Consider the following 14,656-nt stretch of genomic DNA (forward strand, 5'->3'; position numbering starts at 1 on the left):
CCGTTTCGACGGTTCCCTGCGGTAAGGCTGCTTGGTTACATCGAACACGCAGGGAACCATCGAAACGGCCAGGACCGACGAAACGGCCAGGACCGTCGAAACGGCGAAGGCCGGGCGGTCCGTCAGGCCTTGAGCGTCCCGTCGAGGAGCTCGCGAAGCTCGTGGAAATGCCGTTCGGTGGCCTCCGGGTGGAAAGCAGAGGTGTCCGCCATCGAATAGCCGTGGGGTGCCCCCGCGTAGACCTCGTTGGCAGCCTTCAGGCCCGCCGCGTCCATGGCCGCACCGAGACGGGCAACGGCGTCCTGGTCCATGCTCCGATCACGATCGGCGTGGCCGAAGACGAACCGGGCACGGGCGTTGCCGAGTCCCAGGTGGGGGCTGTCGGGCTCGTCGGTCGCCAGGCCGCCGCCGTGGAAGCCGCCGCAGGCAGCCACAGCGTCCGGGTGCGCGGTGGCGGAGCGGACAGCAAGCCGCGCGCCCATGCAGTAGCCGGTGACGCCGACCGGGCCGGGAGCGACGCCGTCCAGGCCGCCCAAGGCCGCCAGCCACGCGTCGATGTCCGGCAGGGCTTTGTCCGTGGTGAGGCGGCCGACCCGCGGGAAGGCGGCTGCGCCTGCCGCCTCGCGTCCCTCCGGCGTGGTCATGTCCAGGTCCGGGGCCAGCTCGGCAACCGTTCCTTCGCGGTAGAAGACGTTCGGAGCCAGGACAACGTAGCCCCAGTCGGCGATGCGCTGCGCCATGTCCTGGATGCGGGGGCGCAGGCCGAAAGCGTCCATGTACAGAATGACGCCCGGGAACGGGCCCTCACCGGTGGAGGGGCGGGCCACCAGGGCCTCGGCTGTACCGTCTGCGGCGGGAATCTCGATAAACATCCGGCCAGCCTATCCGACGCCATTTAGACGGTTCCCTGCGCGTTCGACGTTTACCCGCGTCGGACGCGCGGGGAACCGTCGAAACGGCCGAAGGAGAGACGGGGGCGCGGCCGGAGCGGGAGCCTAGGAGTAATACCGGCCCAGGGTCTCGGCCTTGAATTCGAAGAAGGTGCCGGCCTCGATGGCGAGGCGGGCGTCGTCGACCATTTTCACCACGAAGCGCTCGTTGTGGATCGAGATCAGGGTGGCCGAGACCATCTCCTTGGCCTTGAACAGGTGATGGATATAGGCCCGCGAGTAGTTCAGGCAGGCGTAGCAGTCGCAGCCTTCCTGCAGCGGACCAAAATCGCGTTTGTACATGGCGCCGGAGAGGTTGTATCGGCCGGTGGGGTGGTAGAACGCCGAGTTCCGGGCCACCCGGGTGGGGGAGACGCAGTCGAAGGTGTCCGCGCCGTTTTCGATCGCGGTGAAAATGTCGTCCGGCTCCGAGATGCCCAGCAGGTGCCGCGGCTTGTTCTCCGGCAGTTCCTCGTTGCACCAGCGCACGATCGTGCCCAGGTTTTCCTTCTCCAGCGCCCCGCCGATGCCGAAGCCGTCGAAGTTCATGGCGCCGAGGTCCCGGCAGGCCTTGCGGCGCAGGTCCTCGTACTGGGCGCCCTGGATCACGCCGAACAGCGCCTGGTACGGTTTCCCGGAACGCTCGGAGGTGAGCCGGAAGTGCTCGGTGATGCAGCGTTCGGCCCAGCGGCGGGTGCGCTCCAGGGACTCCTCTTGGTAGCCGCGGGAGTTCTGCAGCGTGGTCAGCTCGTCGAAGGCGAACATGATGTCCGCGCCGATCTGGTGCTGGACGTTCATCGAGATCTCGGGGCTGAACCGGTGCCGGTCGCCGTTGAGGTGGCTCTTGAACCAGACGCCCTCCTCGTCCACGTGGGCCAGGCGTTCCTTGCCGGGCGCGACGGCGTCGTCCGGGCCGGAGTGGTCCACCGACTTCATGTCGATGACCTTCTTGAACCCGGACCCCAGGCTCATCACCTGGAAGCCGCCCGAGTCCGTGAACGTGGGTCCGCGCCAGTTCATGAAGGCGCCCAGCCCGCCGGCCTCGTCCAGGACGTCCGCGCCGGGCTGCAGGTACAGGTGGTAGGCGTTGGCCAGCACGGCCTGCGCGCCGAGATCGGCGACGGCCTCGGGCAGCACGGACTTCACCGTGGCCTTGGTTCCGACGGCGATGAACGCCGGCGTCTGGATCTCCCCGTGCGGGGTGGCGATGGTGCCGGTGCGGCCCAGGAATTCCCCGCCGTTCGCCGCCACCTGCGCGCCCGACGGCGCGCACGTTTCGCTCAAGCGCTTGCCCACCCGGAATGAAAACTCGGATTGCCGGGCAGGCAGCGGGGCGGAGGGGGCGGGTTCAGGATTCGCTGGCACCGTTCAAGTGTGCCAGCTAACACCGCGGAACCCTTAGTGCAGCGGGTCCGATGTGGGGTAGTTCTCAGCGCGCCAACTGTCCCAGTAGTTCCGGATGGCCTCCAGCTGGTGGGCGCCGAGCTCGTAGGTGGAGACGATCACCAGGGAGCCGCCGTCGGGCCGGACCTCGGGGATGGCGGGCTGGTCCGCCACGATCACGAGGCCGTCGCCGTGTTCGGCGTACCCGTGCACGGTCAGGCCCACCTGGTGGTTGCTCCGGAACCAGACCTTCCCGGAAATCTCCTCCCCGGTGGCCAGAGTCAGCGAGTACGGCTCGCCCGGCGCGGGCACATCGGCCAGGCCCAGCTTGTCGATCGCGGAGCCACCCGTCCCGGGCACCGAGAAGAAGAACGTCCGCCGTTTGCCGTGCGGGTGGCGCTCGAGGGCGAAACGGAGCTGGTGCAAAAAGGTCAGCCAGCCCTGGGTGATGTCCTCGTCCCAGGCCGCCCACTCCGAATTGTGGTCGATCGCCGCGCGCGTCACGCTGACCTCCGTGCCGGCGGGGACCGGTTTGAGGGTGAAGATGTCGCCGCCGTCGACGACGAGCGACGTGTGGTCCGCGCTCTCGACCACGTTGGGGCTGAAGTAGATCGCGTTGATCTCGGCGGCCTGGTCGTCGGCCTCCCAGCCGTGCCACTGGGCCACCTTCGCGGGTTCGCGCAGCATCGTCCAGACCTGCGGCGCGTCAGAGTTGATCACCACGCTGAGATTGTTCGTCATGGGGCTGAATTTACCCCGCCCGGCCCTACCCGGGTAGGGCCAAACGCCCACCGATCGGCGTCCCGGGCGGGCCGCGTTCCGCCGGCGCGCTCAGCCGCGGACGGACTCGAGTTCGTTACTGATCCGGCGTTCTATTTCCGGGCCTCCGATGGTCTGCGAGCCGCCGTGCGCGCGCAGGAAGAGGAGCGCCTCAAGCCGCAGCAGCCGCCACTCCCGCTCCGCATCCGGGTTGGAGTTGTCGATGGCGCGGAAGATTTCCTTGTCGTACAGGTTTGGCTCGTTGAGTGAGCGCTGGCGCACCTTGGCGTTGATCCGCGACTTAAACGGGTCCGTCTCCATGGCGTCCGGCGCCCGCAGGAACTTCTCATAGACGGCCGCGCGTTCGTCTTCCCCGCGCTGGCGGCAAATGTAGCTGGCCAGCGCCAGAGACGCTTCCACCGACGCCCAGCGGCCCGGGTTCCCGTCGAAGGGCAACACGTTGAGCAGGTCCGCGACGGCGAGGGCGTTGTCGGCGTCCTTGAGCACGACGAACAGTTCATGCGCCAGATCGCTGAGGTCCTTGAGGCAGCTGCCGGACTTGGTGTTGATGCCCTTGGTGAGCCGGTCGCTAAGCAACAACACGCCCAGCGCATCGGGGTGCGCCTCGGCCGCGGCCTCCACGACGGACTCCGGAGTTCCCTCCGCGATCGGGATCAAGGCCAGGTCCGCCTCGCTCGGTCCACTGACGGCCGGCGGAACCACCGGCGGCGGCGGGACGACGACGGCGGACGGCGACGCCGGGCTGCCGTCCTCCGCGGGACGGGGCGGGACCACCTGCAGTTCCGGGCCGGCGTCGTCCGCGGAGGGAGCGGCGGGTTCGCCGGAAGCGGTCTCCGGAGCATCGTCGTCCTGGCGGCCGGCGTCGTCCACAGGGGACAGCTCCGCGGCCTCGGTCGGGGCGTCCCGGACCCGGACCACGGAGCCGGCGGCGATCCGCAGCACTCCGCCCCCGGTGAGGGTGGCGCGGACGATGGCGGGGGAACCGAAATCGTCGTTGTCGACGTCCACACGCTGGATTTCGGCGGTGCGCGTGGCGTCGGGCAGGAGCAGCAGATCCCCGGTCTGCAGAGATCCCGCCTGCCGTTCGCTGTAGTTCAGTGAGGCTGTGGGGTGGGTCATCTGGAGTCCTTAACTTCTCTTTCGGTCCGCTCAACAGTCTACAAAGACCGGCGCGCGAAGTCGGGGACGCCGGGGCGGCCCGGTCGTCCCGGGGGCGGTCCAGCTGCTCCGGGCGGACTCCCTAGTGGCCGACGCCCGCGAACGCCAGTGCCTGGCGGATCAGGGCGCCGCGGCCGCCGCTGAACTCCAGCTGCACGTCCGAGCTCATCACTTCCTCCGGGGTCATCCAGGTCAGTTCCAGGGCGTCCTGCCGCGGAGAGCATTCGCCGGTGACGGGGATGATGTAGGCCAGGGCGACGGCGTGCTGCCGGTCGTCGGTGAAGCCGGTGTGGGACGGGGACGGGAAGTATTCGGCCACCGTGAAGGGGACCGGGCTGATCGGCAGTTGCGGGAAGGCGAGCGGGCCAAGGTCCTTTTCCATGTGGCGCAACAGGGCCGCCCGGATGGTCTCGCGGTACAGCACCCGGCCGGAAACCAGGGACCGGATCATGGTGCCGTCCTCGTCGGCCTGCAGCAGGGTGCCGACCTCGTTCACGAACCCGAGCGGGTCAAGCCGGACCGGAACGGCCTCGACGTAGACCATGGGAAGCCGGCCGCGGGCCTCGAAGAGATCCTCGTCGGAAAGCCAGCCGGGATTGGGGTCGGGGGTGCGAACGTTCATGGTTAAGTTCTACCCCATCCGCGTTCCCCGGGCGTGGTCACCCTGTCTATTCGGACGCGGGGGCCGCGGCGATCCACAGGGCGTGGGGGTGGGCGGCACTGCCGTCCGCATCGGGGTTGCCCACGTGCAGCAGCGGCAGGGCGGCCTCCTCGACCGCCGCAACGTCATGCCCCGCCTCGGCGAGCCGCTCGCGCAGAGCGTCGAGGTCGCCGTCGTATTCGAAGGCCAGCCCGGCGCTCCCGGCGCCCGCCGCGGTTCCGGCAGCGGCGCCGACCATCAGGACGCCGCCGTTTTTCGCCGTGAACGCCTCCGTTTCGACGATGTCGGGGTCGGCGTAGCCGACACCGGGTGCGCCCGGCACCGGGCGGGGGCGGGCGCCGATGTCGCGCAGGGTCTGGGTCGCCGCCCGCGGATCCTGCGCGAACCAGACGCCGACGACGGCGAGACCCGGCTCCGCCTCCGCAGACGTGGACCAGGTGCCGTCGGACGCGCGCACGGCGGGATCTGCCAGGAAGCTGAACCCATCCGGCGAAGAGACCCGGCACGAGGAACCGTGGTCGGCGTCGATGAGCTCCGCCGTGGTGCCGCCGGCGGCACCGGTCGCGGCACCGGCTTCGTTGGTCCGGCGGGCAAATTCCGCCAGGTCGCCGACCTCGACGCCGAAGGAGGTGGTGCCGTCCTCCGCGGACCCCGCCTCGGCGAAGTGCAGTGCCAGGCGTCCCGCGCCGGCGTCGAACTCCCGCCAGGTGGGCTCGTCGGCGGTCTTGACCATGCCCAGGTCGGTCAGCAGCCGCTCCCACTGATCGAGCCGGGAGGTGAAATGGATGGGGCGGACACGCAGCATTGGTATCTCCCTGATGGTTCGGGGCCGGGAGCACAATGGTGCCATGGCTGCTGAGCTAAGGGAACTGCTGGTGAAAGACGCCGCCGAGTGGCGCGCGTGGCTGGAACAGCACCACGCGGAGAGCCCCGGGGTGTGGCTGGTGCTGCACAAGAAGGGCGGCTCGGTTACCGAACTGGACTACGAGGCCGCCCTGCAGGAGGCGCTGTGCTTTGGCTGGATCGACGGGCAGGGCAGGCGCCGGGATGCCGAGACGTCCTTCCAGCGGATGACCCGGCGTGGGCCGAAAAGCGTCTGGTCCGCGCGGAACGTGGAGCGCGTCGGGCGCCTCGAGGCGGCCGGCCGGATGGCGCCCGCCGGGCGCGCCGCCGTCGACAGCGCCAAGGCCGACGGACGCTGGGAGGCGGCCTATGCGGGCCAGGCCGCAGCCGAGGTGCCGGAGGACCTTGCCGCGGCGATCGCGGCGGACCCCCGGGCGCAGGCGATGTTTGAGGTCCTGACGTCGGTGAACCGGTTCGCGCTGATCTACCGGACCAACTCGGTCAAGCAGGCCGCCACCCGGGAGCGGAAGATCGCCGGCTTCGTGGACATGCTCGCACGCTTTGAAACGCCGTACCCGCAAAGCCGGCGGCCGAATCCCGGACCTTCAGCGACTTCCCGGTAACCGTCCGGGAGCCCGACAGCCTGGGGTGGGAAAATAGCCCAATGCCTACCACCCAAAGCGGGCCCTCGCGCGGCGCCGCCCCCACCCAGCGTTCGCAGCGCACGCTGTTCTTTGCCGCCGCAGGCCTGTTGGTGGCCGGCGAGGCCGTGTTCTGGCTCATGCTGGCCGCAGTCCAGACGGACTCGGGGCTCGCGTTGCTCGACGGCGGAGTCCATGACGCCCTGGTGGAGGACCGGTCGCCCCTCGCCACAGGAATCCTGGCTGCCGTCAGCACGGTCACCTCGCCAAGCTGGATGACGGTCATCGGGGGCCTGCTCGCGCTCGGCTGGGCGGTCTGGAAGCGCGAAATCTGGCGGCCGGCGTTGCTCCTCGGAGCCATGGCGGCCGCCTTCGGCGTGTCCACCCTGATCAAACACGAGGTCGCGCGCGGCAGGCCCTCGGCTACGGACTTCCTTATGGGCCCCGACGATGCCCTGTCCTTCCCCTCCGGGCACACCTTTGGTACCGGGGTCTTCCTGCTGGTGCTGGTGTACCTGCTGCTGGGCAGCGCCGGCGCCCGCACGGCGCGGCGTTCGACGGCGGTGCTGGCCTTCTCGGGGGCCGCCCTCGGCACGTTGCTGGTCGCGTTCAGCCGGCTCTACCTCGGCTACCACTGGCTGACGGACGTGGTCGCCTCGCTGGGCCTGGCGGTGGCCGTCACCGGCGTCGTGGTCCTGGTCGATGGCCTGCGCGGCGCCCGGACGGCGGACCCCCGGATGGCGGACCCGGACCAGGCGCCGGCCGCGCCGGCACTTCCGGCCTACCCGGCACTTCAGGCCGAGCCGGGTCTGCCGGCCCGGGCGGAGCAGAGGCCCTAGAACGCTACGCCGAGCGCCTGGGCGAGCACCACCGCGGAGGCTGAGGACCACGCCTGCGGGTGGCAGGAGGCCGGATACGGCACCGCGCGCCCCGACTCGGCCGCGGTGACGCCGGCGAAGAGCTCCGGGAGCCGGTGCCCGAACGACCCCGCGGCGCTCAGCAGGCCCTCGGCCAGCACCCGTGCCTCGGCGGTGAATCCCTCGCTGAGCAGGCCCCTGATCGCGATGGCGGTGTCGTGGCTCCAGACCGAGCCGCAGTGGTAGCTGAAGGGCCAGAATCCCGCCGCGCGCCGGGACAGGGTGTGCAGGCCGTAGCCGGAGAACAGCTCCGGGCTGAGCAGCCGGTCCGCCACGAGCCGCGCCTCCGCGGCGTCCAGGATCCCGGTGCCCAGCAGGTGGCCCATGTTGGAGCCCGGGATGTCCAGCGGTTCGCCGTGGCCGTCGAGCGCCATGGCGGGGAACCGGCCGCCGTCGTCCTGAACCCAAAAGCGCTCGCGGAAGTTGTGTTTCAGCGCCTCGGCGAAGTCGTGCAGCTCCTGGGCCCCGGGTTCGCCGTACGAGTCGAACAGTTCTGCCGTCCCCACGGCTGCCTGGTAGGCGTAGCCCTGCACCTCGGAGAGTGCGATCGGGCCGTCGGCCTGGCGGCCGTCGCGGAACTGCATGGCGTCCCGGGAGTCCTTCCAGCCCTGGTTGCTCAGCCCGTGGCCGGAGGTGTCCTGGTAGCTGAGGAAGCCGCCGTTGCCGGAGTCTGCACCGGCCATCCCGGCGGCCAGCAGCCACTGCGCGGCGCGGGCGGCGTTCGGCAGCAGGGCGCGGACCGCGGCGTCGTCGGTGCCGGCGCGGCCCAGCTCGCCGAGCAGGCACAGCCACAACGGGGTGGAGTCCACGGCGCCGAAGTACACCGGCGGCAGCCGCAGGGCCTGGCTTTCCAGCACCAGTTCCTTGGCCCGCAGTTCGTGCAGGATCTTGCCCGGCTCCTCGGCCGCTGCAGGGTCCGTTTTGGTGCCCTGGTAAGCGGCAAGGGCGCGCAGGGTCCCGGCGGCAAGGGCGGCGTCGAACGGCAGCAGCAGCCGGGCCGCCCAGAGCGAGTCCCGGCCGAACAGGGTGAAGTACCAGGGCGCCCCGGCGGCGAGGAACGGCGCCTCAGGGGCTTTCCGGGTGGCCAGCCGGAGCCCGTCGAGCTCGTCGAGGGCATTGTCCAGGAGCAGGCCGAGGTCCCCCTCCGGCTCGGTCCGGACCCGGCGGGCGGGCGGCGGCGCGGCCACCACGATGTCCTCGGTGTCGGCCAGCACGGCCTGCCACTCGGCTTCCAGCGGCCTGCCGCGGCCGGCGGTCCCGCGCCAGATCAGCCGTTCGCCGCGGGCCACCCTGCCGGGCGCGGAAACGGTCAGGGTCTTGCCGCCCTCGCTCCAGCGCAGCGAGGAATCATCCGCCGCCGCGGGCTGCAAGGGTTCGCGGTAGCGCCCGAGCCGGATGGCGGCCATGTCGGTAAAGTCCGCAGCCAGCCGCACCTCAACCTCCGCGTCCAGGGCCTCCAGCGAGGTGCTCAGCCGCAGCGAGACGCGGACAGCGCCGGGCGTGACGGTCCAGGTCTGCACAAGTTCGACGGCGGGATCCTCGGTGGGGCCCTCGATGCCGCGCACGAGTCCGCGGACGCGGAGCACCCCGCCGGGGGAGGCCTCGACCGTGGCCGGTTCCGGGGCGAAGCCGTTGACGGTCACCTCGGCCCGACACAGCATCCGAGTGTCGCCATGCAAGAGCCCGGTGAACCAGTCGCCGGCGCCGGTCACGGCGGCCGTGGCGGTGGCTGTACCTGCGGCGCTGTCGCCGGATACATCGCCGGCCAGCCGGCCGTCGGCGTCGAGCCACAACTGGGTGGGGGCGGCCACGGAACAGTGCTGACGGTGGAGTGCTGGCTGAACAGTCATGCGCCCCAGCCTATGCCGGAAGGCCGAGGCGGACCTAGGCCCGCCCGCGGCGCCGCCCGCCTGCAGGTCCGCCCGTCTGCAGGTCCACCCGTATGCGGGCACGCCGCCCGGCCGGCGGGACTCAGTCCTTCGTGGTGTCCTCCATCGGGAAGGCCACGGCCTCACCCACCACCCTCAGGCACAGTTCGGTGCCGGGCCGGGCGATCGACGCGTTCCAGTGCCGGATGGTGATGATCTCGCCGCCGCCGGGGTAGCGGTGGTCGGCAACGGCGCCCTCGGCCAGGACCGGAGGAACGGCCAGCTTGAGTCGTACCGTGGTCTCCGGGCCGAAGTAGTCCGTGTCCACCACGGTGCCGCGGATGGGGCCGTCCTCCGCGATCCGGATCTGCTCGGGCCGGAGCATGAGCTGCACCCGTCCCTGTGCCGGCGGCCGGCGGACCGGAATGCCGCCCAGCGAACAGGTGGCCAGGGAACCCTCCATCCAGGCGTCGAGGATCACGGCGTCGCCCAGGAACTCCGCGGTGGCCCGGTCCGCCGGGCGGGTGTAGACCACAAACGGGTTGCCGATCTGGGCGAGCTTGCCGCCGCGCATCACGGCGACCTGGTCGGCGAAGGAGAGCGCCTCGGCCTGGTCGTGGGTGACCAGGATGGTGGTCACGCCGGCGTCGTGGAGCACCTTGCCGACGGCGCGGCGGGTGGCGACGCGCAGCCCGGCGTCGAGCGCGGAGAACGGTTCGTCCAGCAGCATCAGCTCGGGCTCGCGGGCCAGGGCGCGGGCCAGCGCGACGCGCTGCTGCTGACCGCCGGAGAGCTGGTGCGGCCGCCGCTTGGCCATGGCCGGGTCCAGAGCGACCATCTCGAGCAGCTCCGCGACGCGGGCCTTGACTCCGCGGTGGCCGCCGGGGAGCTTGCCGGCATCCAGTCCGAAGGAGATGTTCTGGCCCACGGTCAGGTGCGGGAAGAGGGCGCCGTCCTGGGCCACGTAGCCGACGTGCCGCTTGTGCGCGGGCACCCAGAGGCCGTCGCCGGCTACCTTGCGGCCATCGAGTGAGATGCTGCCGGTGTCGGGGTGCTCAAAGCCGGCGATCAACCGCAGCAAGGTGGTCTTGCCCGAGCCGGAGGGGCCCACGATCGCCGTCGTGCCGCCCTTCGCGACGGAAAGGTTGACGCCCTTGAGGACGGCCTGGGAACCGAAGTTCTTGGTGACGGCCTCGACTTCCAGGTGGCTGTTGGTGCTGGGCGCCACGGAGGGTGCGATCCGGGGTTCCGGAAGCCGGGAGGGGTTTTGTTCGGTCACTGTCCCGCTGCTTTCTTGGACTGCTGGAAAAGAAGGTAGGTCATCGGCGCCGAGATCAGGATCATCAGCAGGGCGTAGGGGGCGGCACCGGCGTAGTCGATTTCGCTGCTCTTGCTCCAGAACTCCGTGGCCAGGGTGCGCGTCCCGTTGGGGGAGAGCAGCAGGGTGGCCGTCAGTTCGTTCACGATCCCAAGGAACACCAGGGCAGCGCCGCCGGCCGCGGCCGGAGCCGTGAGCCGCAGGGTAACCCGGAGGAAAGCCAGCAGCGGAGGCTTGCCGAGGGCCTGGGCCGCTTCGTCGAGCTCCTTGGGGGCCTGCGAAAGCCCGGAGCGGATGTTCACCAGCGCCCGGGGCACGAACAGCAGGACGTAGGCGGAGATCAGCAGTGCCGTGGTCTGGTAAAGGTCCGGTGCCAGCCGGATGCTCACGGTGACGAAGGCCAGGCCGACGACGATCCCGGGCATGGAGCTGGTGACGTAGTTGGAGAGCTCCAGGGCCTTGCTGAACCAGCCGGGATGCCGCACGGCGAGGTACGCCATCGGGAACGCGACCACGGTGGTGGCCAGGGCGCCGGCCAGGCCGTAGCCGAGGGTCTGCAGCAGCGCGGGCAGGAACTCATCGGCGGCCCAGATGTCCGGCCCGCCGGCGAAGATCCAGCGCAGCACGAACGTCAGCGGAAGCCCGAAAGCCAGCGCGGTCAGGGCCAGCAGGGACAGCTGCGCGGGCAGCTGGTAGGCGTGCAGCGGCAGGCGCAGTGCGCGGGCCTGGGCGCCGGAGCCCACCCGGGCGTAGCGGGCGGTGCCGCGGCTGCGGACCTCCACGAGGAGCAGGATCAGGCAGAGGAACACCAGCACACTGGCCAGCATGTTCCCGGCCGTCCCGTTGAAGGTGGACTGGTACTGGACCATGATCGCGGTGGTGAAGGTGTCGAAACGGATCATCGCGAAGGCGCCGTACTCGGCCAGCAGGTGCAGTGAGACCAGCAGCGCGCCGCCGGTCATCGCGATCCGCAGCTGCGGCAGCACCACACGGAAGAAGGCGCGCCACGCCCCAAGGCCCAGGGAGGCGGCGGACTGCTCGATGGCGGGGTCCAGGCGGCTGAGCGTCGCGGCGGCGGGGATGTAGACCAGCGGGAAGTAGGACAGGGTGGCGATCAGCACGCCGGACCAGAGCCCGCCCATCGATGGCACGGCAGAGACCCAGGCGTAGCTGTTGACGAAGGCCGGAACCGCGAGCGGCGCCGCGAGCAGCACGGCCCACCACTTGTGTCCCTTGAGGTTGGTGCGTTCCACCAGCCACGCGCCGCCCACGCCCAGGATCAGGCAGAGCGGCACGGTGATCAGCGTGAGCAGCACGGTGTTGAGCAGGAGCTCGCCTACCCGGGCGCGGAAGATCAGGCCGACGGCTGTGTCCCAGCCGGTGGAGACTGTCATGACCGCCACGTAGCCGAGCGGGATCAGCGAAAACAGGGCGATCAGGACCGCCAGGATGGCCACCACGGAAACGCCGAAAGGCGGGCGGGGGCGTTTGCCCCTGCCCGCCGTCGGCGTGCTTCCGGTGGTTCCGGGAGCCGTTAGCGTTTTTGTCACTGCTTAGAGCAGGCCTGCCTTGGTCATCAGGTCGGTGACCTTGGCGGAGTTCAGCTTGGCCGGATCGACCTTGGGTGCCTGCAGTTCCTTGAGCGGAACCAGTTTGTCGTTGGACGGGACGTCCGAGCCGACGGCGTACTCAAAGGACGTGCCCTTTTGCAGCACTTCCTGGCCCTTCTTGCCGGTGATGAACTTCAGGAAGGCCTGGGCGGCCGCCGCATTCTTCGAGGACTTGAGCACGCCGCCGCCGGAGACGGACACGAACGCGCCGGGGTCCTGGTTCTTGAAGTAGTGCGGCGTGACGTTCTTGGAGTTCTCGCCGGTCTTGGCCTGGTCGCCGTAGTAGTAGTAGTGGTAGATCAGGGCGGCGTCCACCTCGCCGGCGTTGACGGCCTTCATGGCAGTGCTGTTGCCCTTGTACGCCTTGTAGTTCTCCTTCATGCCCTTGAGCCATTCCTCAGTGGCGGCCTCGCCCTTGAGTTCGAGCAGGGCGGAGACGATCGCCTGGAAGTCGGCGCCGGACGGCGATGCCGCCCACTTGCCCTTCCACTCGGGCTTGGCCAGGTCCAGCATGGACTTGGGCAGCTTGTCCTGGCTCAGCTTGGCCTTGTCATAGACCAGCACGGTGGAGCGGGCGGCGATGCCGGTCCACTTGTTCGTCGAGGGCCGGAACTCGGCCGGAACCTGGTCGACGGTGGCCTTGTCCACGTCCGCGAACAGCCCGGCGTTTTCCACCTGGGCCATGGCGGGGGAGTTCTCGGTGAGGAACACATCGGCGCGGGAGGCCGCGCCTTCCTGGATGATCTGGTTGGACATTTCGGTGTCGTCGCCCTGGCGCAGGGTGACCTTGATGCCCGTTTCCGCGGTGAAGGCGTCAACCCATTCCTTGGTCAGGGATTCGTGCTGGGCGTTGTAGACCGTAATCTCGCCGGCCGGCTTGCCGTCGGCTCCGGTGGTGCTGCCGGAGGTCGATGCGCCGGAGCCACAGGCTGCGAGGCTGAGGGCGGCGGTGGCGGCGAGGGCGATGCCTGCCAGCGCATTGTTGCGGATCTTCATGAGGCTACTTTCTGCAAGGAAAAGGTCGTAGGTGCCTAACCTCCGTGAGCGGGAAGTTAGGGCATGCTCACTACGAAAAACTGTAGGTTAGCCAAACCTAAGCAACCAAGCCGAGAGCGCCTTAAGTGAGGAGGATCACACCAATTACGAAACTATTGCGTGACCTAATTCCCTGTGGAGGCTTCCTGGGCCGCTGTGGCGCTCTGCGCGGCGTCGCCCGCGTGGGTGGCGCCGGCCTCTGGGGTGGCAACGGCCGGAGCGCCAGCGTCTTCGGCCGCGGACTCGGTGGCGCCGGCTTCCTCGGCGGAGGGCTTCCCGACGGCGGGCAGCCTCCCGGCGATCGACGCCGCTGCCTCCATGACCATCCAGGCCTGCAGCTGCGTGGACAGTTCGACGGCGGACCCCGCCGGGTAGCTCCGGCGCGCCGGCAGCTCGGGGCGGGCCGAGAAGACCAGCCGTGCCCCGTTGCGTGCCAGCGGCTCCTGCGCCGCCACCAGGCGGCGGCCCTCCCAGAACGCCTCCGCGGTATCCGTCACCAGCAGGGCCGCCTCGGCCCGGGTCTCGGCGGACAGCCGTTCGTCGACGGCCGCAAGGGCCAAGTAGCGGATGAGGACACCGGTGAAGAGGCCGCCGTCGCCGGTTCCCTCGGACCGGAGCACCGTGGCCTTGCGCCCCAGCAGCGGGGCCTGGACCGTGAGGCTGCGCCCCACCGCGGCGACCAGCGCTGCCGCCCGTTCCAGGTTCGCCTCACCGCCCACCTCCAGCAGCGCACCCAGGACCGGGCCCTGGTTGTAGGTGTAGATGGCGCTTTCCAGCACCAGCTCCCCGCCGGGGGCGATCCGGAGGCCGTCCCGGTACATGCCCTGTTCCGGGTCGTAGAGCTTGGCGTCGAGCCAGTCGAGCAGGGCCTGTGCCTTGGCCGACTGACCGGTCCGGGCGTAGTACAAGGCGATCGGGGCCGTGGCCGGGGTGTTTTTGAAGTCGCGCTTCTTGCTCCAGAACGTGCCCCCGCCCAGGTCGTCGGTCGAGGCCGAGTCGAACTGGAGGGTGAGGCTCTTGAGGACCTTGGCGTTGCGGCGCCTGCCGGAGGTCTTGCGGGTGTCTTCGGCGAGCTTCTCCAGCCGCAGGGTGGCGAGGGCCAGCCAAGCCATGTCGTCGTAGTAGCTGTTGACGACGGTCAGGAAATTGCGCAGCCGGATGCCGGTGACCAGCCGGGAAGCCAGCTTGCCGGCGCTGGGCAGGTTGTCGCCGTCGAACTTGGCCGGGGTGTGGCCCTCGACGCCGAGTTCGCGGCAGCCGGTATCCACGAGGCAGTCCACATAGTGTGCCTGCCACCAGTAGTGCCACGGCCGGGCCAGGTTCTTGAGCCTGCCGGAGGGGCGGGAAATCGCGGCGATGTGGGTGCCGGGCAGGAAGAAGAGGCGCTGCCCGAACAGCCGGGTCACCGAACGCGCGGCCTCATCGGCGCGGAAAGACCAGTTCGGGGCGGGGGAATGGGCAGGTGCTGCGGTCATGGTTCAAGCCTAGTGGCGGCGGCGGCTCCGGCGCGGAA

At 70.0% G+C, this 14,656-nt stretch carries 13 protein-coding genes; 2 read left to right on the plus strand and 11 right to left on the minus strand.

The features are described 5' to 3' along the window. Positions 1-122: 122 nt before the first annotated feature. The 6 genes from AC1DBD_RS15525 to AC1DBD_RS15550 form a co-directional block, all read right to left on the minus strand. Positions 123-872, minus strand: coding sequence for a dienelactone hydrolase family protein (locus AC1DBD_RS15525; protein ID WP_476982447.1), 750 nt, complete (start codon positions 870-872; stop codon positions 123-125). A gap of 123 nt (positions 873-995) precedes the next feature. Beyond that, the gene (gene tgt / locus AC1DBD_RS15530; protein WP_476982448.1) at positions 996-2,294 is read right to left on the minus strand and encodes a tRNA guanosine(34) transglycosylase Tgt; all 1,299 of its coding nucleotides are present in this window, start codon (positions 2,292-2,294) and stop codon (positions 996-998) included. A 33-nt stretch (positions 2,295-2,327) separates the two neighbouring features. Further along, on the minus strand, positions 2,328-3,053 hold the full coding sequence (locus tag AC1DBD_RS15535; protein WP_476982449.1) for an SRPBCC family protein: 726 nt from the start codon (positions 3,051-3,053) through the stop codon (positions 2,328-2,330). A gap of 90 nt (positions 3,054-3,143) precedes the next feature. Continuing rightward, positions 3,144-4,211 (minus strand): DUF6707 family protein, encoded by a 1,068-nt coding sequence (locus AC1DBD_RS15540; protein WP_476982450.1) that lies wholly within the window; start codon positions 4,209-4,211, stop codon positions 3,144-3,146. 121 nt (positions 4,212-4,332) lie between these two features. Then, positions 4,333-4,872 carry an NUDIX hydrolase family protein gene (locus AC1DBD_RS15545; RefSeq protein WP_175322253.1) on the minus strand — a complete coding sequence of 180 codons (540 nt, stop codon included), beginning with the start codon at positions 4,870-4,872 and terminating at the stop codon, positions 4,333-4,335. A gap of 46 nt (positions 4,873-4,918) precedes the next feature. Beyond that, positions 4,919-5,716, minus strand: a complete 798-nt coding sequence (locus AC1DBD_RS15550) for a VOC family protein (RefSeq protein ID WP_476982451.1) — start codon at positions 5,714-5,716, stop codon at positions 4,919-4,921. A 43-nt stretch (positions 5,717-5,759) separates the two neighbouring features. Here AC1DBD_RS15550 and AC1DBD_RS15555 point away from each other — a divergent pair, with 43 nt between their 5' ends. Continuing rightward, a complete protein-coding gene (locus AC1DBD_RS15555) occupies positions 5,760-6,377 on the plus strand; it encodes a YdeI/OmpD-associated family protein (RefSeq protein ID WP_476925944.1) in 618 nt (205 codons plus the stop codon). Positions 6,378-6,418: 41 nt separating this feature from the next. Then, a complete protein-coding gene (locus tag AC1DBD_RS15560) occupies positions 6,419-7,234 on the plus strand; it encodes a phosphatase PAP2 family protein (RefSeq protein WP_441418962.1) in 816 nt (271 codons plus the stop codon). On the opposite strand, the gene AC1DBD_RS15565 is transcribed toward AC1DBD_RS15560, so the two are convergent. The 5 genes from AC1DBD_RS15565 to AC1DBD_RS15585 form a co-directional block, all read right to left on the minus strand. Beyond that, positions 7,231-9,162 (minus strand): glycogen debranching N-terminal domain-containing protein, encoded by a 1,932-nt coding sequence (locus AC1DBD_RS15565; protein ID WP_476982452.1) that lies wholly within the window; start codon positions 9,160-9,162, stop codon positions 7,231-7,233. The two genes, AC1DBD_RS15560 and AC1DBD_RS15565, sit on opposite strands and share 4 nt — an antisense overlap. 121 nt (positions 9,163-9,283) lie before the next feature. Next, positions 9,284-10,459 (minus strand): ABC transporter ATP-binding protein, encoded by a 1,176-nt coding sequence (locus tag AC1DBD_RS15570; protein WP_476982453.1) that lies wholly within the window; start codon positions 10,457-10,459, stop codon positions 9,284-9,286. Next, positions 10,456-12,048 carry an ABC transporter permease gene (locus AC1DBD_RS15575; protein WP_476917675.1) on the minus strand — a complete coding sequence of 531 codons (1,593 nt, stop codon included), beginning with the start codon at positions 12,046-12,048 and terminating at the stop codon, positions 10,456-10,458. Before AC1DBD_RS15575 ends, AC1DBD_RS15570 begins: the two co-directional genes overlap by 4 nt. A 3-nt stretch (positions 12,049-12,051) precedes the next feature. Beyond that, positions 12,052-13,104, minus strand: a complete 1,053-nt coding sequence (locus AC1DBD_RS15580; protein WP_441418966.1) for an iron ABC transporter substrate-binding protein — start codon at positions 13,102-13,104, stop codon at positions 12,052-12,054. Positions 13,105-13,268: 164 nt separating this feature from the next. Next, positions 13,269-14,618 (minus strand): glycoside hydrolase family 76 protein, encoded by a 1,350-nt coding sequence (locus AC1DBD_RS15585; protein WP_476982454.1) that lies wholly within the window; start codon positions 14,616-14,618, stop codon positions 13,269-13,271. Between the last annotated feature and the right edge of the window lie 38 nt (positions 14,619-14,656).

The sequence above is a fragment of the Arthrobacter sp. 10T419 genome (assembly GCF_056394105.1).